This is a genomic window from Azospirillum agricola, from assembly GCF_017876095.1.
GTDB lineage: Bacteria > Pseudomonadota > Alphaproteobacteria > Azospirillales > Azospirillaceae > Azospirillum > Azospirillum agricola.
The window spans coordinates 14,340-40,264 of sequence record NZ_JAGINM010000007.1 but is presented as its reverse complement, the minus strand read 5'-3'; the positions used below and the strand labels follow the sequence as shown (position 1 = coordinate 40,264).

The window sequence follows — 25,925 nt, the reverse complement described above, 5'->3', positions numbered from 1 at the left end:
ATGGCGGCGTCCGGCGCGACCGGCCCTCACCTGATCGACCGCATGCCGGCCTGCCGTGGCCGGCTGAGCGCCGACGCCCCCCTGGCGCCGGTGACGTGGTTCCGCGTCGGCGGCCCGGCCGAGGTCATGTTCCGCCCGGCCGACGCCGACGACCTCGCCGAGTTCCTGGCGCAACTTCCGGCCGAGGTCCCGGTGACGGTGATCGGCGTCGCGTCGAACCTGCTGGTGCGCGACGGCGGCATCCCCGGCGTGACCATCCGGCTCGGCCGGGGCTTCACCGGCATCGCGGCGGAGGGCGACACCGTGACCGTCGGCGCCGCCGCCCTCGACCTCAACGTGGCGACGGTGGCGCGCGACGCCGGCATCGCCGGGCTGGAGTTCCTGTCGGGCATCCCCGGCACCATCGGCGGCGCGCTGCGCATGAACGGCGGCGCCTACGGCCGCGAGACCGCCGACGTGCTGGTCTCCGCCCAGGCGGTGGGCCGCGACGGCCGGCGGCTGGCGTTCGACCACGCCGGCATGGGCTTCACCTACCGCCACGCCGCAGCACCGGCCGACTGCATCTTCACCGGAGCGACCCTGCGCGGCGAGCCGGGCAACCCGCTGGAGATCGCGCGCCGCATGGCCGAGATATCGTCCAAGCGCGCCGACAGCCAGCCGATCCGCTCGCGCACCGGCGGCTCGACCTTCAAGAATCCCGACGGGCACAAGGCGTGGGAGCTGATCGACAAGGCCGGCTGCCGTGGCCTGTCGATCGGCGACGCCCAGGTGTCGGAGAAGCACTGCAACTTCCTGATCAACCAGGGCGCGGCCAGCGCCGCCGATCTGGAGGCGCTGGGCGAGGAGGTCCGCCGCCGTGTGTTCGAGACCTCCGGCGTGACGCTGGAGTGGGAAATCAAGCGCGTCGGGATTCCGGCGGGAGACACCCAATGACCGACGCCCTGTTCCCCCACAAGAAGCACGTCGCCGTCCTGATGGGCGGCTGGTCGGCCGAGCGCGAGGTCTCGCTGGTCAGCGGGGCCGGCGTCGCCCGCGCGCTGGAGGAGGAAGGCTACCGCGTCACCGCCGTGGACGTTCAGCGCGACTTGGCCGGACTGATGCAGGCGCTGACCAGCCCGCGCCCCGACGTGGTGTTCAACGCCCTGCACGGGCGCGGCGGCGAGGACGGGACGATCCAGGGCATCCTGGAGTTCCTCGGCCTGCCCTACACCCATTCCGGCGTCCAGGCCTCGGCCATCGCCATGGACAAGGCGATGACCAAGCGCGTGCTCGACACCGCCGGGGTCCGCTCGCCCCGGGGCATGGTGCTGACGCGCGGCGAGATCACCGGCGGCGCCCACCCGATGCCGGCCCCCTACATCGTCAAGCCGGTGGACGAGGGTTCGACCGTCGGCGTCACGCTGGTGCGCGAGGGGCAGAACAGCCCGGTCGGCGACGCCTGGACCTTCGGCGACCGCGCGCTGGTCGAGGAGTTCATCCCCGGCCGCGAGCTGACCGTCGGCGTCATGGGCGACCGCGCGCTTGCGGTGACGGAGATCGTCTTCGAGGCTCAGGTCTACGACTACACGGCGAAATACAGCGCCGGCCACGCCGTGCACACCATCCCGGCCGCCATCCCCGAGGCCGTCGCCGAGGAGGCGAAGCGGCTGGCGGTGCTGGCCCACCAGACCCTGGGCTGCCGGGGCGTTTCGCGCAGCGACTTCCGTTGGGACGACAGCCGGCCGGGTACCGACGGCCTGTACTTCCTGGAGATCAACAACCAGCCGGGCATGACGCCCCTGTCGCTGGTGCCCGAACAGGCCGCGCATGTGGGGATTTCCTACGGCGCGCTGGTCGGCTGGCTCGTGGAGAACGCCGGATGTCAGCTCGCCTGATGGCCAACCCGCAGTTCCGCCCGACGCTCGGCGGACGCGCGCCCCGCGACGAGATGCCGGCGCCGCCCCGCGCCATGGCGGCGTCGGCGCAGAAGGGCAACCGCCGCCGCGCCTGGCCGCGCTGGACCCGGCCCGCCGTCAAGGCGGCGCTGGTGCTGGTGCCCGTCCTGCTGCTGGCCGGCGCCGTCGGCACCGCCTGGAAGCGCGCCAGCCTCGCCGAGACGATGGCGGCGGCGCGCGACAGCCTGATCGACGCCAGCGGCGCGCTGGGCTTCTCGCTGAACGAGATCCTGGTGGTCGGCCGCACCGAGACGGAGCGCGACGCGGTGATGCAGGCGCTCGGCGTCCATCGCGGCGAGCCGATCCTCGGCATCGACCTCGCCGAGGCCAAGACCCGGCTGGAGGAGCTGCCCTGGGTGTCCTCGGTCTCGATTGAGCGCCGCCTGCCCGGCATCCTCTACATCAGCCTGTCGGAGCGCCAGCCGATGGCGATCTGGCAGCACGAGCGCCGCTTCACCGTCATCGACCGCGCCGGCCGCCCGCTGGCCGACGCGGTGGAACTGGCGCGGCGCGGCAACCAGCGCATCGACACGCTGCCCCAGGTGATCGGCGCCAACGCGCCGCAGCAGGTGCAGAGCCTGCTGGCCGCGCTCGACCGCGTGCCTGCGATCCGGCCGCGCGTCACCTCGGCAAGCTGGATCAGCGACCGCCGCTGGAACCTCCAGCTCGACAACGGCGTGACCATCAAGCTGCCGGAGGGCGACGGCATGCCGATCGCGCTCCGGCAGCTCGCGGAGATGGAGGCGACCGGCCGCGTGCTCGACCGCGACATCGTGGCCGTCGACCTGCGCCAGCCCGATCGTGCCATTCTGCAAACCAGCGACACCGCGCAGCTTCCGGGCTGGGAGGACGACTCCAAGAAGAAGCCGAACGGCAAGAAGACATGAGTGGGACGAACGGCGGCGGGCTGGGCTGAGAGGGCATGTTCGGCATGGGATTCAACGGGGCAAAGAAGCCGAAACGACCGGCGCGCGGCGGCATCGTCGCGGCGCTGGACGTCGGCTCGACCAAGGTGTGCTGCATCATCGCGCGGATGGACGAGCCCGGCTCGGTCCGCGTGATCGGTGTCGGCCACCAGATCGCCACGGGCATCCGCGCCGGCTCGATCATCGACATGGAGGCGGCGGAGACCTCGATCGGCGCCGCCGTCCACGCCGCCGAGCAGATGGCCGGCGAGACGATCCGCGACGTCGTCGTCAACGTCTCGATGGGCCATCCCCGCTCGCACGCCTTCAACGCCCAGGTCCCGGTCTATGGCCAGGAGGTGACGGAGGGCGACATCCGCCGCGCCATGGCGCACGCCCGCACGCTCCAGGCCGGTCCCGACCAGACGCTGATCCACACCATCCCGCTGGGCTTCAACCTCGACGCCAGCCGCGGCATCCGCGACCCCAAAGGGATGTACGGCAACCAGCTCGGCGCCCAGCTCCACGTCGTCACCGCGTCGGCCGGTGCCATCCGCACGCTGCACACCTGCATCGCCCGTTGCCACCTCGACATCGAGAGCATGGTGGTCAGCCCCTTCGCCTCCGGCCTCGCCTGTCTGGTCGAGGACGAGATGGAGATGGGCGCCGCCTGCATCGACATCGGCGGCGGCGGCACGACGATCTCCATCTTCTCCGAAGGCAATCTGGTGTGGACCGGCGCCGTGCCGCTCGGCGGGCGCCACGTCACCAACGACATCGCCCACGGGCTCGCCACCACGCTGGCCCACGCCGAGCGGCTGAAGGCGCTCTACGGCAGCGCCCGCGCCAACCCGGCCGACGAGCGCGAGATGATCGAGGTGCCGCAGGTCGGCGAGGACGAGCGCAGCGAGAGCGGCACCGCCAGCATGCCGCGCTCCTTCCTGGTCAGCGTCATCCAGGCCCGGATGGAGGAGATCTTCGAGGAGATCCGCGGCACGCTGGAGCAGTCGGGCTACGCCCGGCTGGTCGGCCGCCGCGTCGTCCTCACCGGCGGCGCCAGCCAGCTGCCCAACACGCGCGAGCTGGCGCAGCTCATCCTCGACAAGCAGGTCCGCATCGGTCGCCCGACCCGGATCGCCGGCCTCAACGAGGCGCATGGCGGTCCGGCCTTCGCGACGGCGGCGGGCCTCCTCCTACACGCCGTGCGCAACCCGACGGAACTGATGGTGACCGGCCAGGAGGCCGTCGCCAACACCGGTCTCCTCGGGCGCGTCGGCCTGTGGCTGCGGGAGAATCTCTGATGGTTCGCCCCGCCGCACCGCCCCAATTCCCGATCCGGCAGGCCCTGGACCCAACCGGGGACCGATCGAGCGAAGCCTTGAAACTCAAATCAAAACAGGTTGTGGAGAACCAAGAATGATCAACGTCACCATTCCCCAGATCGAGCCCGAACTGAAGCCGCGCATCACCGTCTTCGGTGTCGGTGGCGCCGGCGGCAACGCCGTCAACAACATGATCAAGTCGAACCTGGAGGGCGTGGACTTCGTCGTCGGCAACACCGACGCCCAGGCCCTGAAGGGCTCGCTCTGCGAGAAGCGCCTCCAGCTCGGCACCGCCACCACGCGCGGCCTCGGCGCCGGCTCCAAGCCGGACGTCGGCCGCGCCTCGGCCGAGGAGCAGATGGAGGAGATCTGCCAGTTCCTCGAAGGCGCCAACATGGTGTTCATCACCGCCGGCATGGGCGGCGGCACCGGCACGGGCGCGGCGCCGGTCATCGCGCGCGCGGCGCGCGAGCGCGGCCTGCTGACCGTCGGCGTCGTGACCAAGCCCTTCCATTTCGAGGGCGGCCACCGCATGCGCCTGGCCGAGGGCGGCATCGCCGAGCTCCAGCAGTACGTCGACACGCTGATCATCATCCCGAACCAGAACCTGTTCCGCATCGCCAACGAGAAGACGACCTTCGCGGACGCCTTCAAGATGGCCGACGACGTGCTGCATTCGGGCGTGCGCGGCGTCACCGACCTGATGGTGATGCCCGGCCTGATCAACCTGGACTTCGCCGACATCCGCTCGGTCATGACCGAGATGGGCAAGGCGATGATGGGCACTGGCGAGGCCAGCGGCGAGCGCCGCGCCATCGAGGCCGCCGAGGCCGCCATCTCCAACCCGCTGCTCGACGACGTGTCGATGAAGGGTGCGCGCGGCGTCCTCATCAACATCACCGGCGGCTATGACATGACCCTGTTCGAGGTCGACGAGGCGGCCAACCGCGTCCGCGACGAGGTCGATCCCGACGCCAACATCATCTTCGGCTCGACCTTCGACGCCTCGCTGGACGGCATGATGCGCGTGTCGGTCGTCGCCACCGGCATCGACGCGGCGGCGATGAGCAACCCGCGCCCGCTGCACCCGGTCAACCTGTCGCTGGTCTCCGACCGCGCCAAGAAGCCGGGCGCGCCCGCCGGCCTGACCACCGCCTCGCCGGCGATGCCGGCCGCCGCCCCGGCGATCCCCAGCGCCGCCACCACGCTGCGCCAGTCGCAGCCGGTGACCGCCGGCTCGAACGCCCTCCAGCACGACCCGGCGCAGCAGACCGGCCATTACGCCGCCCCGGCGCCGGAGAACGCCCCGGCCAAGCCGGCCTCCGGCCCGCTGCACGGCGAGAGCCAGGACGGCCATTTCTTCGCGCCCAAGCCGGCCGACGCCGGCCCGCGCCAGCCGGTGACGGTCGGCGCCCAGCCGGCCCCGTCCTACCCGCCGCAGCCGGCCCAGCCGCAGCAGACCCACCAGCCGGCCGCGCCGGCGATGAGCGCCCCGCCGCAGCCGCAGCACCACGCCGCCCCGGCGCCGCAGCACCACCCGTCCGGCCTGTCGGTCGGGCACGCTCCGGCCCCGGAACCCGCCCCGGCGCCGCGCAAGGGCAACTTCCTGTTCGGTCTGGTGACCGGCCTCGGCCGCAAGTCCGAGCCGGCGCCGCAGCCGGCCCCGCAGGCCCAGCCCTACCCGCCGGCCCCGCAGCAGTACCCGGCCGCTCCGGCTTACCCGGCGCCGCAGGCCGCGCAGCCGCAGTACCCGTCGGCCCCGGCCTATCCGGCGCCCCAGCCGCAGCAGCAGCCGGCCTACCAGCCGGCCCCTCAGCCGCAGCAGGCCGCCTACCAGCCGGCCCCGCAGCCGATGGCCCCGGCTCCGCGCCCGGCGGCCGAAGGCCAGCCGAAGACCGAACAGGAAGAGTTGGACATCCCCGCCTTCCTGCGCCGCCAGGCCAACTGACCCGGCGGCCAAGCGATCCCGGCGAAAGCCGGAGATAACCGCCGACCGCCGCCTCGATGCGGCGCCGGCGGCTCCACAACCTGACCGAAAATTTCGGCCCCCGGGGACGCGTCCGCGCAGCCCCGGGGGATTTTTTGTTTCCGTCCGGATGATCCGCCCCTACTCCTTTTGCTCTGCAACAAACGGTAACAATGAGTGATTTGCCCTGGTCCGGGGCCGGTGTTACCAAGACAGCATGGTCAAAGGCGGCAAGTGGCCAGCGCGGCGCCCGAAGCAGAGCGACGCAAGGTCACAGCGCCCCAGACCGGAACGAGACGAAGACGGACAGACATCGTGATCAACAATCGTGGTAATGCGGACGGATTGTTCCAGCAGACCCTGAAGAAGCCGGTGACCATCACCGGCATCGGGCTGCATTCGGGCGCCATCGTCACGCTGACGATTGCTCCGGCCGATGCGAATTCCGGAATCACCTTCATCCGCACCGACCTGCGCGGGGCCGCCGCGATCGTCCCGGCGCGCTGGGACGCGGTGGTCGACACCCGCATGTGCACCGTCATCGGCAACAGCCACGGCACCACCATCGGCACGATCGAGCATCTGATGTCGGCGCTGGCCGGCTGCGGCATCGACAACGCCGTGGTGTCGCTCGACAACATCGAAGTGCCGATCATGGACGGCAGCGCCGCCCCCTTCGTCGCCGCCATCGAGCAGGCCGGCATCGCCGTGTCCGGCGCGCCGCGCCGGGTGATCCGCATCCTGAAGCCGGTCACCGTCAGCGACGGCGTCAAGAGCGCCACCTTCACCCCCGACGAGACGACGGTCTTCAGCTTCGACATCGATTTCGACAGCGCCGCCATCGCCCAGCAGTCGCACGCGGTCGAGCTGGACGGCGACGTCTTCAAGGACGAGATCAGCCGCGCCCGCACCTTCGGCTTCCTGCACGAGGTCGAGGGGCTGCGCAAGATGGGGCTGGCCCGTGGCGGTTCGCTGGACAACGCCGTGGTCATTTCCGGCGACACGGTGATGAACGCCGACGGCCTGCGCTTCAGCGACGAGTTCGTGCGCCACAAGATCCTGGACGCCGTCGGCGACCTGTATCTCGCGGGCGCCCCATTCGTCGGGCGTTTCCATGGCGTGCGTTCCGGCCACGCGCTGAACAACCAGCTTCTGCGCGCGCTGTTCGCCGACCGCAGCGCGTGGCGCTACGACAGCGCCGTCGTGTCGCTGCCGGCGGCCCGCCGTGCGCTGGAGCAGCTCGCGGTCGCCTGACCGTTCAATTTTCCATCAATGCCTGCCCTGCCCTCCCCTCCGGGGAGGGCATTTTCTTTTGCGCCGATCCCCTCCCCTTCCGGCTGGGCGCCAGCCCAAAGAAAAAGCGCCCTCCCCTTTCGGAGAAGGCGCCGATGTCCGCAGCGCGCGTTTCGACGAGGCGCGTTCCATGCGATGAACTTATTTACGAATTATATCAATATTTTATGCAATTTCTTTGAGATATTGACTGAACTTCGGCAGGACTTTCGCCCCACCCTTCCCCGGACACTACCCCACCGCGGCCTGTGGCTCCCCGGTCGCGGCGTACTCGCCGAAGCGGGTGTCCTCCTTCAGAATGTGCTGGCCGAGCCAATCGGCGCAGAAGATGAACACCTCCTCGCCGGTGATGCCCTCGCGGTTGGCGCGGAAGCTGTCCCGGTAGGCCTCCACCTGCCGGGTCAGCGAATCGTGCAGCGCCTTGTGGGACGCGAAGGTCGGGTAGTTCGCCCGCAACATGCAGGCTTCCTCGGCGGCGAAGTGATGCCGGGTGTAGGCGATCAGCTCGTCGAGAATGGCCTCGATCAGAGCGGGATCCTGACGGTTGGCCTCGTCGAACAGCTTGTTGACGATGGCGATCAGCACGCGGTGGTCGGCGTCGAGATCGTCGTTGCCGACGCTCATCCAGCGCGACCACTGGATGGCGTCCATCTGCATGGAGTCCATGGCGCTTCCTTCTTCCCCAGGGCCTGTGCCGGCCGCGACGATGCCCCGCGGGTGTTGACCACCCGTCTCGTGGATATGGCATGGCGGAACAGCAGCGTTTTCTTATGTGACCCGCAAGGCTTTCTCCCGTCAACTCGGCCAGAGGTCGATGCGACATTATGGCCGCTGCGGCAAGGAAGCGCAGCGACGGTGGCCAACCACCCATGAGGCACCGCTCATGAGGCACCGCTCATGAGACGCGGATCATAAGGCCGTCCGCCATCACCCGCCGATCGTCTCCAGCCACTCGTCCTCGGTCAGGATCGTCACGCCCAGTTCGCGCGCCTTGTCGGCTTTGCTGCCGGCGTCGGCCCCGACCACCACATAGTCGGTCTTGCGCGACACCGACCCGGCGACCTTGGCGCCCAGCGACTCGGCCCGCGCCTTGGCCTCCGGACGGGTCATCCTCTCCAGCGAGCCGGTGAAGACCACCGTCTTGCCGGCCACCGGGGAGTTGCCGGCCCTCGGCGCCTCGGCCTCCAGCACGGTCAGGCGGGCGGCGAGGTCGCGGACGATGGTGAGGTTGCGTTCCTCCAGGAAGAAGGCGGCGACCTCCCCGGCGGCGACCTCCCCGACGTCGGGGGTGGCGACCAGATCGGTCCAGGCGGGGCCGGGCGCCTGCGCCACCGCCTCGGCCATCGCCGCCGCCCAGCCCTCCAGCGTCCCGTAGCGTTCGGCCAGCGCGCGGGCGGCCCTGACATTCAGCGGCTTGATGCCGAGCCCGCCGATCACCGTCTCCGGCCGCAGCAGCTCCTTGCCCGGATAATGCTCCAGCTTCTCCAGGTTGGCCGGCTCCCCGAACCAAGCCAGGATGGCGTTGACCGTGGTCGGCCCGACTCCGTCGATCTCGTGCAGGTCGCGCCACGCCGGACCGGGCATGGCGCGGCCCGCCTCGATCATGCCGTCGATCCAGCCCTCCATCGTCTTGCAGTGGCGGGCCAGCGACTTGGCCGTCACCTCGCCGACATGGCGGATGCCGAGCGCGAAGATGACCCGGTGCAGCTCGATGCCGCTGCGGCGCTGGTTGATCGCGGCGAACAGGTTCTCGACCGACTTCTCCTTCCAACCGAAGCGGCCGACCAGTTCCACTTGTCCTTCCTGGACGCGGCCCTCCAGCGTGAAGATGTCGGCGGGCGACTTGATGAAGCCCTCGTCCCAGAACTCCTCGATGATCTTCTCGCCCAGCCCCTCGATGTCGAAGGCGTTGCGCGAGACGAAATGGCGCAGCCGCTCCTTGGCCTGGGCGGCGCAGATCAGGCCGCCGGTGCAGCGCCGCACCACCTCGCCCGGCTCGCGGACGGCGAGACTGCCGCAGACCGGGCAGGTTTCCAGCGGCCGGTAGGGCGCGCTGTCGGCCGGGCGCTGCGACAGCACCACCTCGACCACCTGCGGGATGACGTCGCCGGCCCGCTGCACCACCACCAGATCGCCGACGCGGATGTCCTTGCGGGCGATCTCGTCCTCGTTGTGCAGGGTGGCGCGGCTGACGACGACCCCGCCGACGGTGATGTCCTCCAGTTCGGCGACCGGGGTCAGGGCGCCGGTGCGGCCGACCTGGATGGTGATCGCCTTCAGCCGGGTCTGCGCCTGCTCGGCCGGGAATTTGTGGGCGATGGCCCAGCGCGGCGCCCGGCTGACGAAGCCCAGCCGCTGCTGAAGCTCCAGGCTGTCGACCTTGTAGACGACGCCGTCGATGTCGAAGGGCAAGCCCGCGCGGCGCCGCCCGATGCCCTCGTAATAGGCCAACAGCTTGTCGGTGCCGTCGCACAGTTCGGCCGGACGGTTGAGCTGGAAGCCCCACGCCTTAAGCCGTTCCCGGATGTGCCATTGGCTGTCGGCGATCGGTTCCGACACCTCGCCCAGCGCGTAGCCGAAGAATCCGAGCGGCCGCGACGCCGTGATCGCCGAATCGAGCTGGCGCAAGGACCCGGCCGCCGCGTTGCGCGGGTTGGCGAACAGCGGCTCGCCCTTCTCGGCGCGGGCGTCGTTCATCGCGCGGAAATCGTCACGGTCCATGTAGACCTCGCCGCGCACCTCCAGCACATTGGGGAAGGGAGCGGTCAGGCGCTTGGGCACGTCACGGATGGTGCGGACGTTGGCGGTGACGTTCTCACCCTCGGCCCCGTCGCCGCGCGTCGCGGCCAGCACCAGCTCCCCCTTCTCGTAGCGCAGCGAGCAGGACAGCCCGTCGATCTTCGGTTCGGCCACGAAGGAAACCGGCGCATCCTCCTCCAATCCCAGGAAGCGGCGCACGCGCGCGACGAACTCGGCCACATCGCCCGGAGCGAAGGCGTTGCCGAGCGACAGCATCGGCACCGCGTGGCGGACCTTGCCGAAGCCGGCGGCGGGGGCGGCGCCGACCCGCAGGCTCGGCGAATCGGCGCGGCGCAGCTCGGGGAAGCGCGCCTCGATGGAGCCGTTGCGGCGGACCAGCGCGTCATAGTCGGCGTCGCTGATCTCCGGCTGATCCTGCTGGTGATAGAGCCGGTCGTGATGCGCGATCTCCGCCGCCAGGGCGGCCAGCTCCGCCTGGGCCTGCTCCAGCGTCAGCGCCTCGACGGGCACGGCGCGGGGGGTGGGAGGCGTGTCGAACAGATCCATCATGACGGTCTCTTGGTGCCGGATATCTGGTGCCGGATGTCGGCCGGCCGAAGCGTGGCCGGGGAGCCGGGGTTTGGCCGGGCAGCATAGCGCCACTCGCAGCCCGGTGGGAGTCGCGAGGGCGGTGCCCACCCGTGTATGATGCGACGCGAGAGACGACCGGACAGCCCGATGCCAAGACCGCCCGCCGCCAGCCTGACGATCGACGACCGGCTCGTCGTCGCCGCCGCGCTGGACCGAATCTTCTACGACGACCCCGACCATTTCGCCCCGGAAGACGCCGTGGCGGTGCGCCGGCTGATCCCGCAGGGCGGCTCCGGCTGGCTGCGCCTGGGGTTCCGCGCCGAGACGCGCGGCCCGTCGATGAAGGGCGAGGCGGCCGGGGTCGGCGATGTCCGGCTGGACGACGAGAAGACGGTGGTCGAGGGCAACGTCGGTGAATCGACGGCCTACCGCTGCGGCCAGTACAAGATCACCAACCATGGCGGCGACCTGGAAATCTGGCAGGTGATGAGCGACGAGTTCGCCCAGGAACCCAAGGGCGCCCGGCTGGAATTCGGAGCCGGCGGCGAGCCGGAACAGCTCACCTTCTTCCAGCCGCGCGACATCGAACTGCGCATCCCCTTCACCAGCTTCGCCATCGGCGTCCGGCTGGGCGGCTGGCAGTTCTGGAAGCGGGCGGCGCTGCGGCGCTGAGACCCAAGCTCCACCGCACCTGCCCCCAGCCTTGCTCCGGCCGCCGGCCTACCCGCGCCCGGCGATCAGGCTGTCGGCGGCCGCGCGGGCTTCGGCCGTCACGGTGGCGCCGGACAGCATGCGGGCGATCTCCTCGCGGCGCTCGTCGCCGTCCAACTCGGCGACGCCGGTGGTGACCTGCTCGCCCTTCTGCGATTTCTGAACCTTCAGATGCACGGCGCCGCGCGCCGCCACCTGCGGGCTGTGCGTCACCACCAGCACCTGGAGCCCGTGGCCCAGCGTCTCCAGCCGCTCGCCGACCGCTGCGGCCACGGCACCGCCGATGCCGGTGTCGACCTCGTCGAACACCAGCGTTCCGATGGTCGAGGTCTGGGCCAGCACCACCTTCAGCGCCAGCATGAAGCGGGCCAGCTCGCCGCCGGACGCGATCTTGTTCAGGGCGCCGGGCGGAGCGCCGGGGTTGGTCGCCACCTGGAAGGCGACACGGTCGATGCCCGACGCCCCCCATTCCGGCTCGTCGAGCGATTCGACCAGCGTGCGGAACTTCGCCTTGTCGAGCTTCAGCGGGGTCAGCTCGACCGCCACCGCCGCGTCAAGCCGGCCGGCGGCCTCGCGCCGCGCGGCGCTCAGCGTCTCGGCGGCGGCGTGGTAGGCGGCGCGCGCGACCGCCGCCTCCTTGGCGAGGCGGGTCAGCAGGTCGCCCTGGTCCTCGATCAGCAGCAGGCGGCCGGCCATGTCCTCGCGCAGCGCGGCCAGCGCGTCGACATCGACACCGTGCTTGCGGGCGGCGGCGCGCAGGGCGAACAGCCGCTCCTCCAGCTTTTCCAGGGCGCGCGGATCCATGTCGACTCCGCTGGAGGCGGATTGCAGGGCGGCGATGGCCTCCCCCGCCTCGGTGGCCGCACGGTCGAGCGCGGCGATCACCGGGTCCAGCGTGCCGCCGGCCTTGTCGGCGATGCGGCTCAGGGTGCGGATGGCCGAGGACAGGGACCGCTCGACACCGCGCTCCCCGGACAGCTCGGCGTAGGCGGCGTTCATGCCGTCCACCAGCTTTTCCCGGTGCATCAGGACGGCGCGCGTCTCGGCCAGTTCCTCCTCCTCGCCGGGCTTGGGCGACAGCGCGTCCAACTCGGCGACGGCGTGGCGGAGATACTCCTCCTCGGAGCGGGCGCGGGCGATCTCGGCGGCGGCGGAATGGCGGGCGTCCTCGACCTGCCGCCACGCCCGGTGCGAGGCGGCGACCTGCGCCGCCTGGGCGGCGAGCCCGGCGTAGGCGTCGAGCACGCCGCGATGGGTCTGCGGGTTCAGCAGGCCGTGGGTGTCGAACTGGCCATGGACCTCGACCAGCTCCTCGCCCAGCTTCCTCAGCAGCCCGACGCCGACCGCCTGATCGTTGACCCAGGCGCGGCTGCGCCCGTCGGCGCTGACGGTGCGGCGGACGACCAGACGCTCTTCCGCGTCCAGCCCCTGCTCCTTGAGGATGGCCAGCGCCGGGTGGTCGCCGGACAGCTCGAACTCGGCGGTGACGGCGGCCTGGTCGGCGCCGTGCCGCACCAGCCCGGATTCGGCCCGCGCGCCGAGCGCCAGCCCTAGGGCGTCGAGCAGGATGGACTTGCCGGCGCCGGTCTCGCCGGTCAGGGCGACGAGGCCCCGGCGGAAGGACAGGCTCAACCGTTCGATCAGGACGACGTCCCGGATCGTCAGGGAGGCCAGCATGGAGCGCCCTAGAACAGGGAGTTCCAGGCTTTGCTGAGCCACGATCTCTCGTTTCGCTCGGGACGCAGGTTGGCGTCCACCAGCAGTGCGTAGCTGTCCGTGTACCATTCGCTGCCGGGGAAGTTGTGGCCAAGCACGGCCGCTGCGGTCTTCGCTTCGTCGGTCACGCCGAGCGCCAGATAGCATTCCACCAGCCGGTGCAACGCCTCAGGGACATGGGAGGTCGTCTGGTAGGTTTCAATCACCGCCCGGAAACGCCCGATGGCCGCCGTGTACTGCTGCTGGCGCAGGTAGAAGCGCCCGACCTCCATCTCCTTGCCGGCGAGATGGTCGTTGGTCAGGTCGATCTTCAGCTTGGCGTCGCGGGCGTACTGGCTCTCGGGGAAGCGGCGCACCACCTCCGACAGGGCGTCGAGCGCCTGCCGTGTCATCTTCTGGTCGCGGCGGACGTCGGTGATCTGCTCGTAATAGGACAGCGCCCGCATGTAATAGGCGTAGGCGACGTCCGGGCTGCCGGGGTGAAGCTGGATGAAGCGGTCGAGCGCCAGGATGGCGTCGTCGTACTTCAAATCCTGGTAATGGGCGTAGGCGGCCATCAGCTGCGCCTTGCTCGCCGATTCCGAATAGGGATGCTGGCGCTCCACCTCGTCGTAGAGCTTGGCGGCCTTCTTGAACGACTCGTCCTTCATCGCCGCGTCGGCTTCGGACAGGAGCTGGTCGGCCGGACGCTCGACATACGCGTCCTCCTTGGTGGAGGAGCAGGCGGCAAGGGCGGCCGACAGAAGGATGGCCGTCAGCGGCAGGCGGGGGGAGCGGAAAAGCATCGTCGTCTTGGGCTCTTTCGGAGTTGCCCCTGTATAGCACGCCGGGGTGCGGGCGCCGCAAGCGGATCTCGGCGAAAGGGGAAGGAGAACAGCCCGCTGGAGGCAGGACGCAAAAACCTCCTCCCCATGCGCGGGAGGAGGTTCCGGTCATCCCGACAATCGGGCCGGTCAGCCGAACAGCGCGTCGATGTCGGCCTGGCTGATGTTGCCGCTGTCGGGGGTCGCCTCGGCCGGGCCGTGCAGGTCGAGATGCTCGTCCTTCTTGGTGACCGAGGGCGGCAGCGGCATCGCCTCGAACTCGCGCTTGTTCCACAGCCCCATCATGGCGTCGACGCGTTCCTCGATGAAGGACATCGCGCGCACGACCTTGGTGATGCGCTGGCCGGTCAGATCCTGGAAGTTGCAGGCCTCGTAGATGCGGACGATCACGTCGGTCATGTCGTTGACGCGGTCGCGGCTGTAGCCCTCGGGCAGCGACGACTTCAGCTCCGCCACCACCTCCTCCAGCTCCTCGGCGCAGGCCATGATGGTGTTGGTCGCCGCCTCGGTCGCCGAGACCACGGCGCTCAGTTCCTGGCTCGCCTGCTGGAACTTGTCCTCGCCGCCGGCCAGCGGGTGGCGGATGGCCGCCATCTCCACCTTGGTGGCCTTGATGCGGCCGGAGATGTCGGCGATCTCGACCTGGATCTGGTCGATCTGAGCCGCGTCCATGGTCAGGAAACGGTCGAGCTTGGCCCCCAGATCGCCGATCGCGCGCAGCACTTCCGTGTTGTCGAGCGCCACCGCCTGGGTCGGGCCGGCGATGGCGGGGGTGACCGCGACCGCCTCGTCGATGATCGCCTGGAAGGGGTTCCCCGTCTTGCGGGCCTTCTGAAGCTCGGCCATGAAGGGCTTGGTCATCTGCTTCATGCTCTGCGGTCCCGCCTCTGTGGAACGGCCGTTCTCGGCCAGGATGGTCGGAAGAGGCGCACGCAAGACAGGGCGCGCCGTCGCTCGGAACTATCGCATACGAACCTTAACGAGTGGTCCTTCGCACCCCTGCGGCTTCCCCCGACCGCCGCCCATCCGCCCTACCCGAACAGGGCGTCGATGGCCGCCTGGTCGAGCGGCGTCGGCGGCTCCTCGGCCGCCGGAGGCGGCGCCTTTGCCGCGGGCTTCGCCGCCTTGATCGGAGCGCTTGGCGGTTTCGGCACCGGCTTCTTGGCCGCCGGGGCCGCCGGGGCCGGCTTGGGTGCCGGCGCCGGCGCCGGGCTGTCGAACATGCTGTCGATGTCCGACTGACTCGCCTTCGCGGCGGGCGCCGGCGCATCGAACATGCTGTCGATGTCCGACTGACTCGCCTTCGCGGCGGGCGCCGGCGCATCGAACATGCTGTCGATGTCCGACTGGCTCGCCTTCACGGCGGGCGCCGGCGAATCGAACATGCTGTCGATGTCGGACTGACTCGCCTTCACGGCGGGAGCCGGTGCGTCGAACATGCTGTCGATGTCGGACTGACTCGCCTTGACAGGGACCACGGCCGGCGGTTCGGCCGGCGGAGCGGATGCGGGCGCCACCATCGGAGCCGGGCTGTCGAACATGCTGTCGACGTCCGCCTGGCTGACGCCGTGGCCGTCGAGCTGGGGGCCGTTCAGCAGATGGGCGTCCGGCCGCGTGTCGGTCTGCTCCTCCGCCACGGCGATGCCCGCCAGACCGTCCTCGCCCCAGATGTTGATCATGGCGATGACGCGCTGCTCGATGTAACGGAGCGCGTTGACGACCTTGCTGGTGCGCTGGCCGGTCAGATCCTGGAAGGAGCAGGCGGTGAAGATGTTGTTCACCTCCGCGTCGATCTCGCCGCAGAGGCCGGGGTCGGCGCCGGCGCCGCGCAGCTTGCCGGACAGGTCCATCAACCGTTCGGCCGCGTTCAGGATCTCGAAGGAGGCGCGCTCCGTCGAGATCACGATCGCATCCAGCTCGTTGGTTGCCGAGAGGATCTTGTCGCCGCCGCCGTCGGCCGGGCGCAGGGCCGCGACCTCGCGCCGGGCCTGCTCGATCGAGGCCGCCATCTCCATCAGTTCGCGCCGCAGGACGCCGACATGCTTGCCGGCCTCCACCGCCTCGCTCTGACGGTTCCAGGAGGTGCGGAACTCCTGGAGCATCGCGCGGACTTCTTCCGTCGCGGCCCCGAGGGACCGCCGATGGAGACGACGCAGAAAGGCCCGCCCCTTGGTCGACCGAGCGATCGCTTCTTCGATCTGCTCGAACTCTTCCTCGGACAGCTGTGCAAGCTGCTCCAACCTGTCCACTCCCCCCACCTAGGCCGTCCCCCGCTCGATCAAGCGACGACGAATCAACCGCCGATGACGGCCTGAATCTTCTGCTTCAGGGTGTCGGCGTTGAACGGCTTGACGATGTAGTTGTTCACGCCGGCCTGCTTGGCGGCGATGACGTTCTCGGTCTTGCTCTCGGCGGTGACCATGATGAACGGCGTCGGCGCCAGCTTGGCGTCGGCGCGGATTTCCTTGAGGAGCTGGAGGCCGGTCATCGGCTCCATGTTCCAGTCGGAGATGATGAGGCCGAACTTGCTCTCGCGCAGCTTCGCCAGCGCCGACACGCCGTCGCCGGCCTCGTCGATGTCGGTGTAGCCGATCTGGGTCAACAGGTTCCGCACGATGCGCCGCATGGTGGCGTAATCATCGACGACGAGGATCTTCATCTAGACGTCTCCGCATATGTCCGTTGCCGGTGGATGTCCGGCGTTACGCTCACCCGGCGCGGAACGCCGCGCCGTCTTTCCTGATCGGTGTACCGACTGTGATGCCCTAACTTTGCAGAAAAGTCATCCCCGCAGACACACTGAAGCAGCCGGGTAAAGAACGGGTTACCGAGTTCGCGGGACCTTGCCAGATTCGTTCCCGGAACGCACGGCGTTTCGCGCCCGTCATACAACTCTCAGCCGAGGGCCAGCGGCGCCGTCGCCCCGGCCAGCCACGCCGCGTCCCCGGCGTCGAGTTGCGGGGTCAATTCGTCGCGCACGCGGGCGTGGTAGGCGTCGACCCAGGCCAGCTCATCGCCGGTGAGCAGCGAGACCTCGATCAGCGTCCGGTCGATCGGGGCCAGCGTCAGCGGCTCGAAGCCCAGCATCGGGCGCTCGGCGTCCGCGATCTCCACCGGCTGGACCACCACGAGATTCTCGATGCGGATGCCGTAGGCGCCGGTCTTGTAGTAGCCGGGCTCGTTGGACAGGATCATGCCGGGCTGGAGGGCGACGCTGTTGCCGATCTTGGAAATGCGCTGCGGCCCCTCATGCACCGACAGGAAGCTGCCGACCCCGTGGCCGGTGCCGTGGTCGTAGTCCAGACCGGCCGCCCACAGCGGCAGGCGGGCCAGCGCGTCGAGCTGCGATCCGGTCGTGCCCCGCGGGAAGCGGGCGGTGGACAGGGCAATGTGCCCCTTCAGCACGCGGGTGAAGCGGTCGCGCATCTCCGGGCCGGGGCTGCCCACCGCCAGCGTCCGGGTGACGTCGGTGGTGCCGTCGAGATACTGGGCGCCGCTGTCGAGCAGGAACAGGCTGTCGGGGTCGAGCCGCCGGTCGGTCTCCGGCGTCACCCGGTAATGGACGATGGCGCCGTTCGGCCCGGCTCCGGCGATGGTGTCGAAGCTCAGTCCCTGGAAACGCTCGCCGCCGCGCCGGAAGGCCAGCAGCCGGTCGGCGACGGCGATCTCGGTCAGCCCGCCCTTCGGCGCCTCCGTCGCGAACCAGCGCAGGAAGCGCACGAGCGCGGCGCCGTCGCGGGCATGGGCGGCGCGGGTGCCGGCCAGTTCCGCCGCGTTCTTGCAGGCCTTGGGCAGCGCGCAGGGGTCGGTGTCGCGCTCGATCCTCGCGCCGGCCAGATGCAGGCGGTCGAGGATCCAGGCCGAGGTCGAGGCCGGGTCGGCCAGGACCCGCGCCGAGCCGCGCGCCACGGCGTCGAGCGCCGGTCCGAACTCCGGCACCGGGCGGACGCGGACCCGGTCGCCGAGATGGGCGGCGGTGCGCGGGGCGAGCTTGCGCGGGTCGAGGAACAGCTCGACCGCCCCATCCGCCGCCAGAATCGCGAAGGACAGCGGCAGCGGCGTGCAGGGCACGTCGGCGCCGCGAATGTTCAGCAGCCAGGCGATGCTGTCGGGCTGGGTCAGCACGGCGGCGGCGATGCCCTTGGCCGCCAGTTCCCCGGCGATGCGGGCGCGCTTGTCGGCCGAAGCCTCTCCCGTGAAGGCGATCTCCTGCGGCACCACCGGCGCCAGCGGGGCCGGCGGCTGGTCGGCCCACACCGAATCGAGCGGATTGCCCTCGCAGGGGATCAGATGGATGCCGGCGCGCTCCAGCACCGGGCGCAGCTTCTCCACCCAGCCGGCGGTGTGCAGCCACGGGTCGTAGCCGAGCCGGCCGCCCTCGGGCAACGCCTCGACCAGCCAGTCGGACAGGGGATCCTCGACGAGGTGCCGGTACTCGTAGAGGGCTGCGGGAACCTCGGCGCGGACCTGGATGGTGTAGCGGCCGTCGACGAAGATCGCGGCGCGGTCGGCGGTGACCACCGCGTTGCCGGCCGAGCCGTTGAAGCCGGTCAGCCAAGCCAGGCGCTGGGCACGCGGCGGCACATACTCGCCCTGGTGCTCGTCGCCGCGCGGCACGACGAAGCCGTCGAGGGAGCGGCGCTTCAGCGCGCCGCGCAGGGCGGCCAGCCGGGCGGCGGCGTCGGGGCGCGGCGCGGCGGGAACGGAGGCCAGCTCCGCCTTGAGCGCCTGGAGCTGTCCGGCCAGCGCGTCCGGCAGGCCCTCGCCCACCAGCGCCAGCCACGCCGCCGGATCCTCGCCCTCCGGCGCCGCCAGCACGCCGGCCACCAGCGCGCGGATGTCGGCGGGCGTGCGGCCGGTTCCGGCCTCGGTCAACAGGGTCGCAAGGGCGTCGTCGCCGCGGTACGCGCTGGGCACGGGGCTGTTCCTCGAACAATGGAGGCCGGTGGCCGGCCATGTCCTCCCAGGCTAGGGCACCCCGCGCCGCGCGCGCAAGCGGCGGAGCGTCCGCTACACCGGAAGACCGGCGTCGTCGGGCAGGCCGAGCCGGTGCAGCACCCGCTTGCGGGCCTCGCCCCGCTCGACATCGGAGACATGCAGCAGCCCGCCGATCCGCCGCAGCAGGCTGGCCTCCAGGTCGTGAAGCTCGCCGTCGGCGTAGGCGACCTCCCACAGCATCTCGATGATCCACAGCCGCTGGTCGGGCGGGCAGCGCTCCATGATCACCGAGACGTAGCGGTGGTAGGGCGAGGCGTCCTCGGTGTCGAACACGGCGGCGGAGAGCAGGTCCTGCGCCTCCTCCTCGCTCAGGCCGAAGCGCTGGCGGGTGACGGCGAGGATGCGCTCGCGCTCGCTCTCGGCGATGGTGTCGTCGGTGCGGGCGGCCTCCACCAGAAGGGCGGCGGCGGCGGCCTGGAGGGCGTCCTCGTCCCGCTCCGGCGGTTCGCGGGTTTCGAAGAACGCCTTGATTCGGTTCAGCATGAGGTCTTCCTCCGGGGCGCTAGAGCGTGCACCCCTGAGGAAGTCGAAACGAGCCCCCGAAGTTTCAACGGCCCGAAAATTTCAATGGCCTGACGCTTGGGGAGCCCGGCGCCCGGCGGCCCGAAAGTCCGGCGCCCGAAGACTCAGCGCTTGACGACGAGCGTCGTCCATTCCCCGACCGGGATGCGGGCGACCAGACGCAGGCCCTGGTTGCGGTGGGCCTGGATGACGTGCCGTTCCTGCCGGTTCAGCAGCCCGGCGAGCACGGCGTAGCCGCCCTTCTTCAGGTGGCGACGAAGCTGCGGCGCCATGCGGGCCAGCGGACGGGCCAGGATGTTGGCGGTGATCAGCGTGTAGGGCTTGTGCCGGCCGACCAGCCGGGTGTGGTAGCCGTCGCCGCCCTGGGCGCGGATGCGCCCCTTCATCCCGTTGATCGCCGTGTTGATCCTGGTGACGCGCACCGCCTCGGGGTCGATGTCGACCGCCGTGACCGGAATCCGCCAGCGCTTGGCCACCGCCAGCGCCAGGATGCCCGAGCCGCACCCCATGTCGAGCGCGCCGCGGCGGCCGCCGCGCGGCAGCTTCAGGTGGCGCGACAGCCGGTCGAGCGCCTGGAGGCAGCCGTTGGTCGAGCCGTGCTCCCCCGTGCCGAAGGCGGTCGCGGCGTCGACCAGCAGCGGGATGCTGCCGGCCGGCACGGTGCCCTCGTGGTGCGAGCCGTGGACGAAGAAGCGTCCGGCGCGGATCGGCGGAAAACCCTGGTAGCTGTGCGACACCCAGTCGATGGGCGGCAGGCGCTCGACGATCAGCTTGGGCTCCTCGATGCCGACGGCCTCGGCCAGCACGGCGACGCGGGCGGTGAGGCGGGCCTCGTCGGGGGGCGACTGGTCGGTGGCCTCGACCAGCCAGTCGCCGCCGTCCTCCTCCAGCTCGAAGGTCGAGACCGCATCGGCGTGATCCCCCACCGCCTCGGCGAAAGCCGGAGCGTGGGCCTCGGGAACGACGAGCGCGATGCGCCAGAGCGGGGTGCGGGACATGGGCGGAAACTTTCGGGGAGGACTCTTTCGGTATGTTCGGTTTGTAACCACGCCGACACGAAGACTCAAAGAAATTCACGATGGGGGGATCGCGTCCAAGCGTCTCAGCCGCCCCCCGGCCCGGACGCGGGAGAGGCCGCCCGCCCCCCGCCCACGCGATTCCACACCGCTCCCCGGAGCGGCTCAGCGTCCCGCCGACAACCGGTCGGCGATGTCGTCCATCCCCTGCTCGCGCAGCACGGCCTGCCGGTGGCGCAGCAGCCGCCGGTCGAGCGCCCTGGCCATGACCGTCCCGCCGAGCAACTGCCCGTCGGCGCCCTTCAGGCGTTCGGCCACCGTCTGGACCAGCATGGCCTCCGCCTTGGGATCGCGGCGGTCGAGCGGTTGGTCGCCGGCCAGCGCGCGGTGCAGCCGGTCGAGCAGGACCAGCCGGCCGAGCGGCGCCCGCCCCTGCCGCGCCAGTTCGCACACCCGCAGCAGGGCGGCGGTCGGGGCGGCCCCCGCCGGATCGGGGTCGCGGCCGTGAAGGGCGTCGGCCAGCGCGCACAGCCCCATGGCGAGGCTCGGCTGCGCGCCCAGCAGTTCCTTCAGGGTGTCGGCGGAACCGAGGATGTCGGCGACCACCCCGTCGAGCAGCGCCAGATGCCGCGCCTCGGCGTCGTCGTGCATCAGGGCCAGCAGCATGTCGAGCTTGCCCGACGGGGTGTTGCCCTCCACCAGATGCAGGGTCAGCAGCGCCAGGAACAGCGGGTCGTGCCCCTCCTCCCCCACCGCCGCGTCGATGCGCCGGCTGGTCGCCGAAAGGTCGAACGCGTCGAAGGCGGGCAGGCGCTTGCGTTCCGCCAGGAAATCCCGCGCGCGGGCGGCGGCGGCGTCGACCAGCCCGCGCAGCTCCTTCACCCGCGCCGGCACCGCGACGCCGTGGAGGTCGGCGTGATGGCGGGCGGCGGCGTGGATCGCCGCGCTGAGCAGCGCCCCCTGCTCGTCGAGCCGGCGGAAGCTGGACCAGGAATGCAGCAGCTCGGTCGGGGTGATGCGCTGGGCGTCGAGGAAGGGGCGGAGCAGCCGGCCGATCACCAGCCGGCTTTCGAAGCCGCACAGATCGTCCAGGGTCCGGCACAGCGGCGCGCCTTCCGCCGAACCGCCGAGCGCCATCGGCTTCCTCGCCACCCCCGGCGCCTTCTTGTTGAGGATGACGGTTTCCAGGCTGAGCCCGGCCAGCGAGCGGAACTTGACGACCTTGATCTCCTCGACCGCGCCGGCGGCAAGGCGGGAGCGGGCGCAGGACAGCGCCGCCTCCTGGTCGGTGAAGGCGCCCTCGATCTGCCAGCGGCCGTCGCGGCGGCACTGCACCTCGTAACTGCTGCTGCCCTTGCCGAACACGAATCCCGCTCCTCCGGCCGTTGGTCGTCGGAAAAAGCCTGCGCCGCCGGGACGGGGCGGCGCTGTGACGAGCGTCACAGGGGGACCCTTCGCCGCACCCCCGCCCTTACCCCGTCCTCATCCCGCCTTGTCGGCGGCCACCACGAAACTGTCCATCACCTTCTTGGTTCCCGAGTGGTCGAACTCGATCGCCAGCTTGTCCTGCTCCACCGCGATCACGGTGCCATAGCCGAACTTCTGATGAAAGACGCGGGCGCCCCTAACGAAGGGCGCGTCGGGACGCTGGCGCGGAGCGACCGCGTAGGCCCCCTGGTCCAGCGTGATGGTCTTCGGCGCCGGGGCCTGCCGGGTCGAGCCGCGGAACTGGAAACCGCCTCCCCCGAATCCCCCCCCGGCGAATCCCCCCCCGGCGGCGCCACCGAAGCCGCCCGCCGCGTCGCGATAGCCGGTCGCCCCGCCGCCGCCGGCGAACAGGCCGGCCGCCGCCTCGGCCTCCACGCTCTCCTTCGGCAGTTCGTCGACGAAGCGCGAGGGCAGCGCGCTGACCCAGTTGCCGTAGAGCCGGCGGTTGGCGGCATGGCTGACATAGGCGCGCTTGCGGGCACGGGTCAGCCCGACATAGGCGAGCCGCCGCTCCTCCTCCAGCCCGGCGATGCCGGTCTCGTCGAGCGCGCGCTGGTTGGGGAACACCCCCTCCTCCCAGCCGGGCAGGAAGACGCGGTCGAACTCCAGCCCCTTGGCGCCGTGCAGGGTCATCACCGTCACCTGGTCGATGCCGGCGGCCTCGGCGTTCTCCATCACCAGGGCGACATGCTCCAGGAATCCCGGCAGGTTCTCGAACTCCGCCATGGCGGTGACGAGTTCCTTCAGGTTCTCCAGCCGGCCGGGGGCCTCGGGGGTCTTGTCCTCCTGCCACATGCGGGTGTAGCCGCTCTCGTCCAGCACCATGCGGGCCAGATCGGTGTGCGGCAGCGTCGCCATCAGCGTGCGCCAGCGGAAGAAATCCTGGAGAAGACCGCGCAGGGTGGCGCGCAGCTTCGGCTTCAGCTCGTCGGTCTCGGTCAGCGCCCAGCCGGCCTCGGTCAGCGGAACGCCGCGCGCGCGGGCGGCGGTGTAGAGGCACTGCATGGCGGCCGGGCCGACGCCGCGCTTGGGCAGATTGACGATGCGCTCGAAGGCGAGGTCGTCGTCGGGCGAGTTGACGACCCGGAAATAGGCCATCGCATCGCGGATTTCCTGGCGTTCGTAGAAGCGCGGGCCACCCAGCACCTTGTAGGGCAGGCCCAGCGTGATGAAGCGCTCCTCGAACTCGCGGGTCTGGAAGCCGGCGCGCACCAGCACGGCGACCTGCGACAGCGGGACGCCCTTGCGCTGGAGGGATTCGATCTCCTCGCCGACCCAGCGCGCCTCCTCCTCGCCGTCCCACACCGCCTTGACGCGGACCGGCTCGCCGCCGTCGGCCTGGGTCCACAGCGTCTTGCCGAGCCGCCCCTGGTTGTGGGCGATCAGCCCCGACGCGGCGGCCAGGATGTTCCCGGTGGAGCGGTAGTTCTGCTCCAGCTTCACGATGGTGGCGCCGGGGAAGTCGGTCTCGAAGCGCAGGATGTTGCCGATCTCCGCGCCGCGCCAGGCGTAGATCGAATTGTGCGTCACGATCCCGTTGGCGATGAAGTTGTGCGTCCGTTCGACGTCGAGGTCGTGGACGGCCACCTCGCCCCGGCTCGTCCGGACCGACCGCACGGTCGCCAGCGTGCCGTCACCCCGGAACATCGACATGCCCGTCCGGACGGACCCGGCCGGGATCATCGGCAGGCTGGAACGGGTGCGGACGGACGGACGGTCCAGAACCGCGACGCCGCCATCGTCGGCCTCCCGTTCCGCCTCGTCCTCCACAGGGCCGGCCCCGCTGCCGAAACGGGCGAACTGCACGAGGGCGACCCCGTCCTTGAAGACTTGGCGGACCTTGTCCACGACGTCCATCACATCGGAAAGATTCGTCATGACCGTCTCATGGCGCCACCCCTCGTGCCCCTTCTTCACCGGACGCACGGACAGGCCGATGCCGCGGAGCGCGGCGGCGTCATCGGGGTCGCTGCCGATGATCGAGACCCGGTGCCGCGGCCGGCCACCGCTGCCGCCGCACAAAGTGACGGTGACGTTGCGACGCCGGCCGGTGTGGCTCTGCGGCCGGTAATGGGGACAGGCGCGGGAAAGCCCGTACAGCCCGAGCAGGTGGTCGCCGGCCTCCTCCGTCGGGATCTCGCCGAACAGCCGGTCCAGGATCGACTGGTCGTGAACGAGGCCGCCCGTCGATCCCCCCTTGCGGGCGACGAAGGGAAAGGTCGGAATGCGGTGCCTCAGCGAGAGGGTGTATCCCAGATAGCGCGCCTCGTTCTCGCTCGCGTGAGTCGCCAGGACCCAGACGGCGTCCGCGCGCTCCTGCCGACAGCGGAGTTCATAGCCGATGACCGGGGAAACCTGCCCTCGGGTGTAGGTCTGCGACGTGCCCAGGCGGAACCCGAAACCCTGCTTGTGCATCAGATAGGTGAAATGAAGCTGCGGCGCCGTTCCCAGCCGGTAGCCGGCGAAGTGGCGGTGCTCCGGCGTCGTGGTCAGGCGGGTGCCGTCGTCCAGCTCGATCTCCACCAGATCGCCCGACCAGTCGTGCCGATGGGTCCGCGTCACCGTCGACGGACCGAAAACGCCGCCGCCCTGCGCGGACCGCACGGCATCCCCGACCCGGATCGCCTCGACGGGCCGCTCCGAGCCGTCGGCCATCCGGATGAGCGTGCCCTCGACCACGCACTGGTCCTCGTCGCCGACGCAGCAGATGTTCTTGTGCGCCTGGGAAAGGATCCGCAACCAGAGATACTGTGCGACGTTGGTGTCCTGATACTCGTCGACCAGCAGATACTTGAACTTGCGGTGGTACTCGGCCAGCACGTCGGGGTGGCCCTGGAAGATCGCCAGATTGTGCAGCAGCAAATCGCCGAAGTCGCAGGCGTTCAGCGTGCGCAGCCGCTCCTGGTAGGCGCGGTAGATCGCCACCACCCGGCCGCCGGCGACGTCGCCGCCGTCACGGTCGTCCAGCCGGTCGGGAGTCAGGCCGCGGTCCTTCCAGCGCTCGATGGCGCCCAGCACCTGGCGGGCCGGCCATTTCTTCGAATCGATGTTCTCCGCCTCCAGCAGCTGCTTGATCAGCCGGACCTGGTCGTCGGTGTCGAGGATGGTGAAGTTCGACTTCAGCCCGACCAGTTCGGCGTGGCGGCGCAGGATGCGGGCGGCCAGCGCGTGGAAGGTGCCGAGCCACCAGCCCTCCGGCTCGATCCCGACGAGGTGGGCGACGCGCTCGCGCATCTCGCGGGCGGCCTTGTTGGTGAAGGTCACCGCCAGGATCTGGAAGGCCGCCGCCCGGCGCGTCATCAGCAGATGCGCCAGCCGGGTGGTCAGCACGCGCGTCTTCCCGGTTCCCGCCCCGGCCAGCACCAGCACCGGCCCGTCGAGCGCCTCGACCGCCGCGCGCTGCGAGGGGTTCAGCCCGTCGAGATAGGCGAAGCGTTGCGCCGGCGTCGGCCCGGCAGCGGGTGCGGCGGGTGCGGCGTGGCTGAGCGGATCGTCGTCGAAGGAATCGGACATGGGAAAGCTTTCTCTTGCGGCGGCACGCTATATAGCACGCGCGCGCCGCGACCGAAGCCCATCCGCGAGAACGCACCCGGCACGCCGCCAGCCCGCCCCACCCTGACGAACGGCCGAGCCGACGGTCTATGCCGTCATCACCCAACCGCCCAAACACGCCCTCGACGCCTTAGACCGCGAGGCCGATAAATCATTCACTTCCCTTCACCGGACGCATCATAGATGAATTTCAGAGATTTTCAGAAAATCCCTTTTCTGTCACAGGCCATTATTCCCACAGATACTCTGGTCGTATTTTTGTTCATAACCTGGTCTTATCTTGGCTTAGGGCATATGCCCATTGCGAGACGCGAATTTTACCTTAGAGAAATTTTTTGAAGCGCAAAT

19 protein-coding genes are annotated in these 25,925 nt (G+C 70.3%); 7 read left to right on the top strand and 12 right to left on the bottom strand.

Translation table 11 applies throughout. From position 1 onward, the window contains the following. The 6 genes from murB to lpxC all read left to right on the top strand — a co-directional run bounded on the left by murB (window position 1) and on the right by lpxC (window position 7,381). Complete coding sequence (gene murB / locus J2847_RS11875) at window positions 1-933, top strand: UDP-N-acetylmuramate dehydrogenase (RefSeq protein WP_233474493.1); 933 nt, start codon at window positions 1-3, stop codon at window positions 931-933. After that, a complete protein-coding gene (locus J2847_RS11870) occupies window positions 930-1,874 on the top strand; it encodes a D-alanine--D-alanine ligase (RefSeq protein WP_209779185.1) in 945 nt (314 codons plus the stop codon). The genes murB and J2847_RS11870 overlap by 4 nt, the downstream gene beginning before the upstream one ends. Continuing rightward, the gene (locus J2847_RS11865) at window positions 1,859-2,821 is read left to right on the top strand and encodes a cell division protein FtsQ/DivIB (RefSeq protein ID WP_209779184.1); all 963 of its coding nucleotides are present in this window, start codon (window positions 1,859-1,861) and stop codon (window positions 2,819-2,821) included. Before J2847_RS11870 ends, J2847_RS11865 begins: the two co-directional genes overlap by 16 nt. A 44-nt stretch (window positions 2,822-2,865) precedes the next feature. Continuing rightward, complete coding sequence (gene ftsA / locus J2847_RS11860; RefSeq protein ID WP_209779415.1) at window positions 2,866-4,140, top strand: cell division protein FtsA; 1,275 nt, start codon at window positions 2,866-2,868, stop codon at window positions 4,138-4,140. Window positions 4,141-4,255: 115 nt separating this feature from the next. Next, on the top strand, window positions 4,256-6,109 hold the full coding sequence (gene ftsZ / locus J2847_RS11855; RefSeq protein WP_209779183.1) for a cell division protein FtsZ: 1,854 nt from the start codon (window positions 4,256-4,258) through the stop codon (window positions 6,107-6,109). 333 nt (window positions 6,110-6,442) lie between these two features. Continuing rightward, window positions 6,443-7,381: a UDP-3-O-acyl-N-acetylglucosamine deacetylase gene (gene lpxC / locus J2847_RS11850; protein WP_209779182.1), complete on the top strand. Its 939-nt coding sequence runs from the start codon at window positions 6,443-6,445 to the stop codon at window positions 7,379-7,381. A gap of 270 nt (window positions 7,382-7,651) precedes the next feature. On the opposite strand, the gene J2847_RS11845 is transcribed toward lpxC, so the two are convergent. Further along, the gene (locus tag J2847_RS11845; RefSeq protein WP_233474471.1) at window positions 7,652-8,086 is read right to left on the bottom strand and encodes a bacteriohemerythrin; all 435 of its coding nucleotides are present in this window, start codon (window positions 8,084-8,086) and stop codon (window positions 7,652-7,654) included. A gap of 261 nt (window positions 8,087-8,347) precedes the next feature. After that, window positions 8,348-10,729, bottom strand: a complete 2,382-nt coding sequence (gene ligA, locus J2847_RS11840; protein WP_209779181.1) for an NAD-dependent DNA ligase LigA — start codon at window positions 10,727-10,729, stop codon at window positions 8,348-8,350. A 168-nt stretch (window positions 10,730-10,897) separates the two neighbouring features. Here ligA and J2847_RS11835 point away from each other — a divergent pair, with 168 nt between their 5' ends. Then, window positions 10,898-11,422 (top strand): hypothetical protein, encoded by a 525-nt coding sequence (locus J2847_RS11835; protein WP_209779180.1) that lies wholly within the window; start codon window positions 10,898-10,900, stop codon window positions 11,420-11,422. Window positions 11,423-11,470: 48 nt separating this feature from the next. Here J2847_RS11835 and recN read toward each other — a convergent pair whose 3' ends face one another. The 10 genes from recN to J2847_RS34115 form a co-directional block, all read right to left on the bottom strand. Beyond that, the gene (recN, locus tag J2847_RS11830) at window positions 11,471-13,138 is read right to left on the bottom strand and encodes a DNA repair protein RecN (protein WP_209779413.1); all 1,668 of its coding nucleotides are present in this window, start codon (window positions 13,136-13,138) and stop codon (window positions 11,471-11,473) included. Window positions 13,139-13,146: 8 nt separating this feature from the next. Then, window positions 13,147-13,962: an outer membrane protein assembly factor BamD gene (locus tag J2847_RS11825; protein ID WP_085557119.1), complete on the bottom strand. Its 816-nt coding sequence runs from the start codon at window positions 13,960-13,962 to the stop codon at window positions 13,147-13,149. Between the two features lie 168 nt (window positions 13,963-14,130). Next, window positions 14,131-14,871 (bottom strand): protein phosphatase CheZ, encoded by a 741-nt coding sequence (locus tag J2847_RS11820; RefSeq protein ID WP_085557120.1) that lies wholly within the window; start codon window positions 14,869-14,871, stop codon window positions 14,131-14,133. Between the two features lie 161 nt (window positions 14,872-15,032). After that, window positions 15,033-16,103, bottom strand: coding sequence for a protein phosphatase CheZ (locus tag J2847_RS11815; protein WP_233474470.1), 1,071 nt, complete (start codon window positions 16,101-16,103; stop codon window positions 15,033-15,035). 191 nt (window positions 16,104-16,294) lie between these two features. Next, the gene (locus tag J2847_RS11810) at window positions 16,295-16,660 is read right to left on the bottom strand and encodes a chemotaxis response regulator CheY (RefSeq protein WP_085557122.1); all 366 of its coding nucleotides are present in this window, start codon (window positions 16,658-16,660) and stop codon (window positions 16,295-16,297) included. Between the two features lie 236 nt (window positions 16,661-16,896). Continuing rightward, window positions 16,897-18,918 (bottom strand): M24 family metallopeptidase, encoded by a 2,022-nt coding sequence (locus J2847_RS11805; RefSeq protein WP_209779178.1) that lies wholly within the window; start codon window positions 18,916-18,918, stop codon window positions 16,897-16,899. Between the two features lie 93 nt (window positions 18,919-19,011). Further along, window positions 19,012-19,482, bottom strand: a complete 471-nt coding sequence (locus J2847_RS11800; protein WP_209779177.1) for a tellurite resistance TerB family protein — start codon at window positions 19,480-19,482, stop codon at window positions 19,012-19,014. Between the two features lie 143 nt (window positions 19,483-19,625). Beyond that, entirely contained in the window at window positions 19,626-20,519 is an 894-nt protein-coding gene (locus J2847_RS11795; protein WP_209779176.1) for a 50S ribosomal protein L11 methyltransferase, read from the bottom strand. Between the two features lie 183 nt (window positions 20,520-20,702). Then, window positions 20,703-21,902 carry a hypothetical protein gene (locus J2847_RS11790; protein ID WP_209779175.1) on the bottom strand — a complete coding sequence of 400 codons (1,200 nt, stop codon included), beginning with the start codon at window positions 21,900-21,902 and terminating at the stop codon, window positions 20,703-20,705. 117 nt (window positions 21,903-22,019) lie between these two features. After that, window positions 22,020-25,538, bottom strand: coding sequence for a UvrD-helicase domain-containing protein (locus J2847_RS34115; RefSeq protein ID WP_233474469.1), 3,519 nt, complete (start codon window positions 25,536-25,538; stop codon window positions 22,020-22,022). Window positions 25,539-25,925 lie beyond the last annotated feature (387 nt).

Excerpts from the sequence above, each read along its gene's own strand:
- ftsZ (WP_209779183.1), top strand. The coding sequence starts at position 4,256 with ATGATCAACGTCACCATTCCCCAGATCGAGCCCGAACTGAAGCCGCGC.
- J2847_RS11845 (WP_233474471.1), bottom strand. The coding sequence starts at position 8,086 with ATGGACTCCATGCAGATGGACGCCATCCAGTGGTCGCGCTGGATGAGC.
- J2847_RS11870 (WP_209779185.1), top strand. The coding sequence starts at position 930 with ATGACCGACGCCCTGTTCCCCCACAAGAAGCACGTCGCCGTCCTGATG.
- J2847_RS11820 (WP_085557120.1), bottom strand. The coding sequence starts at position 14,871 with ATGAAGCAGATGACCAAGCCCTTCATGGCCGAGCTTCAGAAGGCCCGC.
- ligA (WP_209779181.1), bottom strand. The coding sequence starts at position 10,729 with ATGATGGATCTGTTCGACACGCCTCCCACCCCCCGCGCCGTGCCCGTC.
- J2847_RS11865 (WP_209779184.1), top strand. The coding sequence starts at position 1,859 with ATGTCAGCTCGCCTGATGGCCAACCCGCAGTTCCGCCCGACGCTCGGC.
- J2847_RS11795 (WP_209779176.1), bottom strand. The coding sequence starts at position 20,519 with ATGTCCCGCACCCCGCTCTGGCGCATCGCGCTCGTCGTTCCCGAGGCC.
- J2847_RS11825 (WP_085557119.1), bottom strand. The coding sequence starts at position 13,962 with ATGCTTTTCCGCTCCCCCCGCCTGCCGCTGACGGCCATCCTTCTGTCG.
- J2847_RS34115 (WP_233474469.1), bottom strand. The coding sequence starts at position 25,538 with ATGTCCGATTCCTTCGACGACGATCCGCTCAGCCACGCCGCACCCGCC.
- J2847_RS11815 (WP_233474470.1), bottom strand. The coding sequence starts at position 16,103 with ATGCTCCAGGAGTTCCGCACCTCCTGGAACCGTCAGAGCGAGGCGGTG.
- ftsA (WP_209779415.1), top strand. The coding sequence starts at position 2,866 with ATGGGATTCAACGGGGCAAAGAAGCCGAAACGACCGGCGCGCGGCGGC.
- J2847_RS11835 (WP_209779180.1), top strand. The coding sequence starts at position 10,898 with ATGCCAAGACCGCCCGCCGCCAGCCTGACGATCGACGACCGGCTCGTC.
- J2847_RS11810 (WP_085557122.1), bottom strand. The coding sequence starts at position 16,660 with ATGAAGATCCTCGTCGTCGATGATTACGCCACCATGCGGCGCATCGTG.
- recN (WP_209779413.1), bottom strand. The coding sequence starts at position 13,138 with ATGCTGGCCTCCCTGACGATCCGGGACGTCGTCCTGATCGAACGGTTG.
- J2847_RS11800 (WP_209779177.1), bottom strand. The coding sequence starts at position 19,482 with ATGCTGAACCGAATCAAGGCGTTCTTCGAAACCCGCGAACCGCCGGAG.
- murB (WP_233474493.1), top strand. The coding sequence starts at position 1 with ATGGCGGCGTCCGGCGCGACCGGCCCTCACCTGATCGACCGCATGCCG.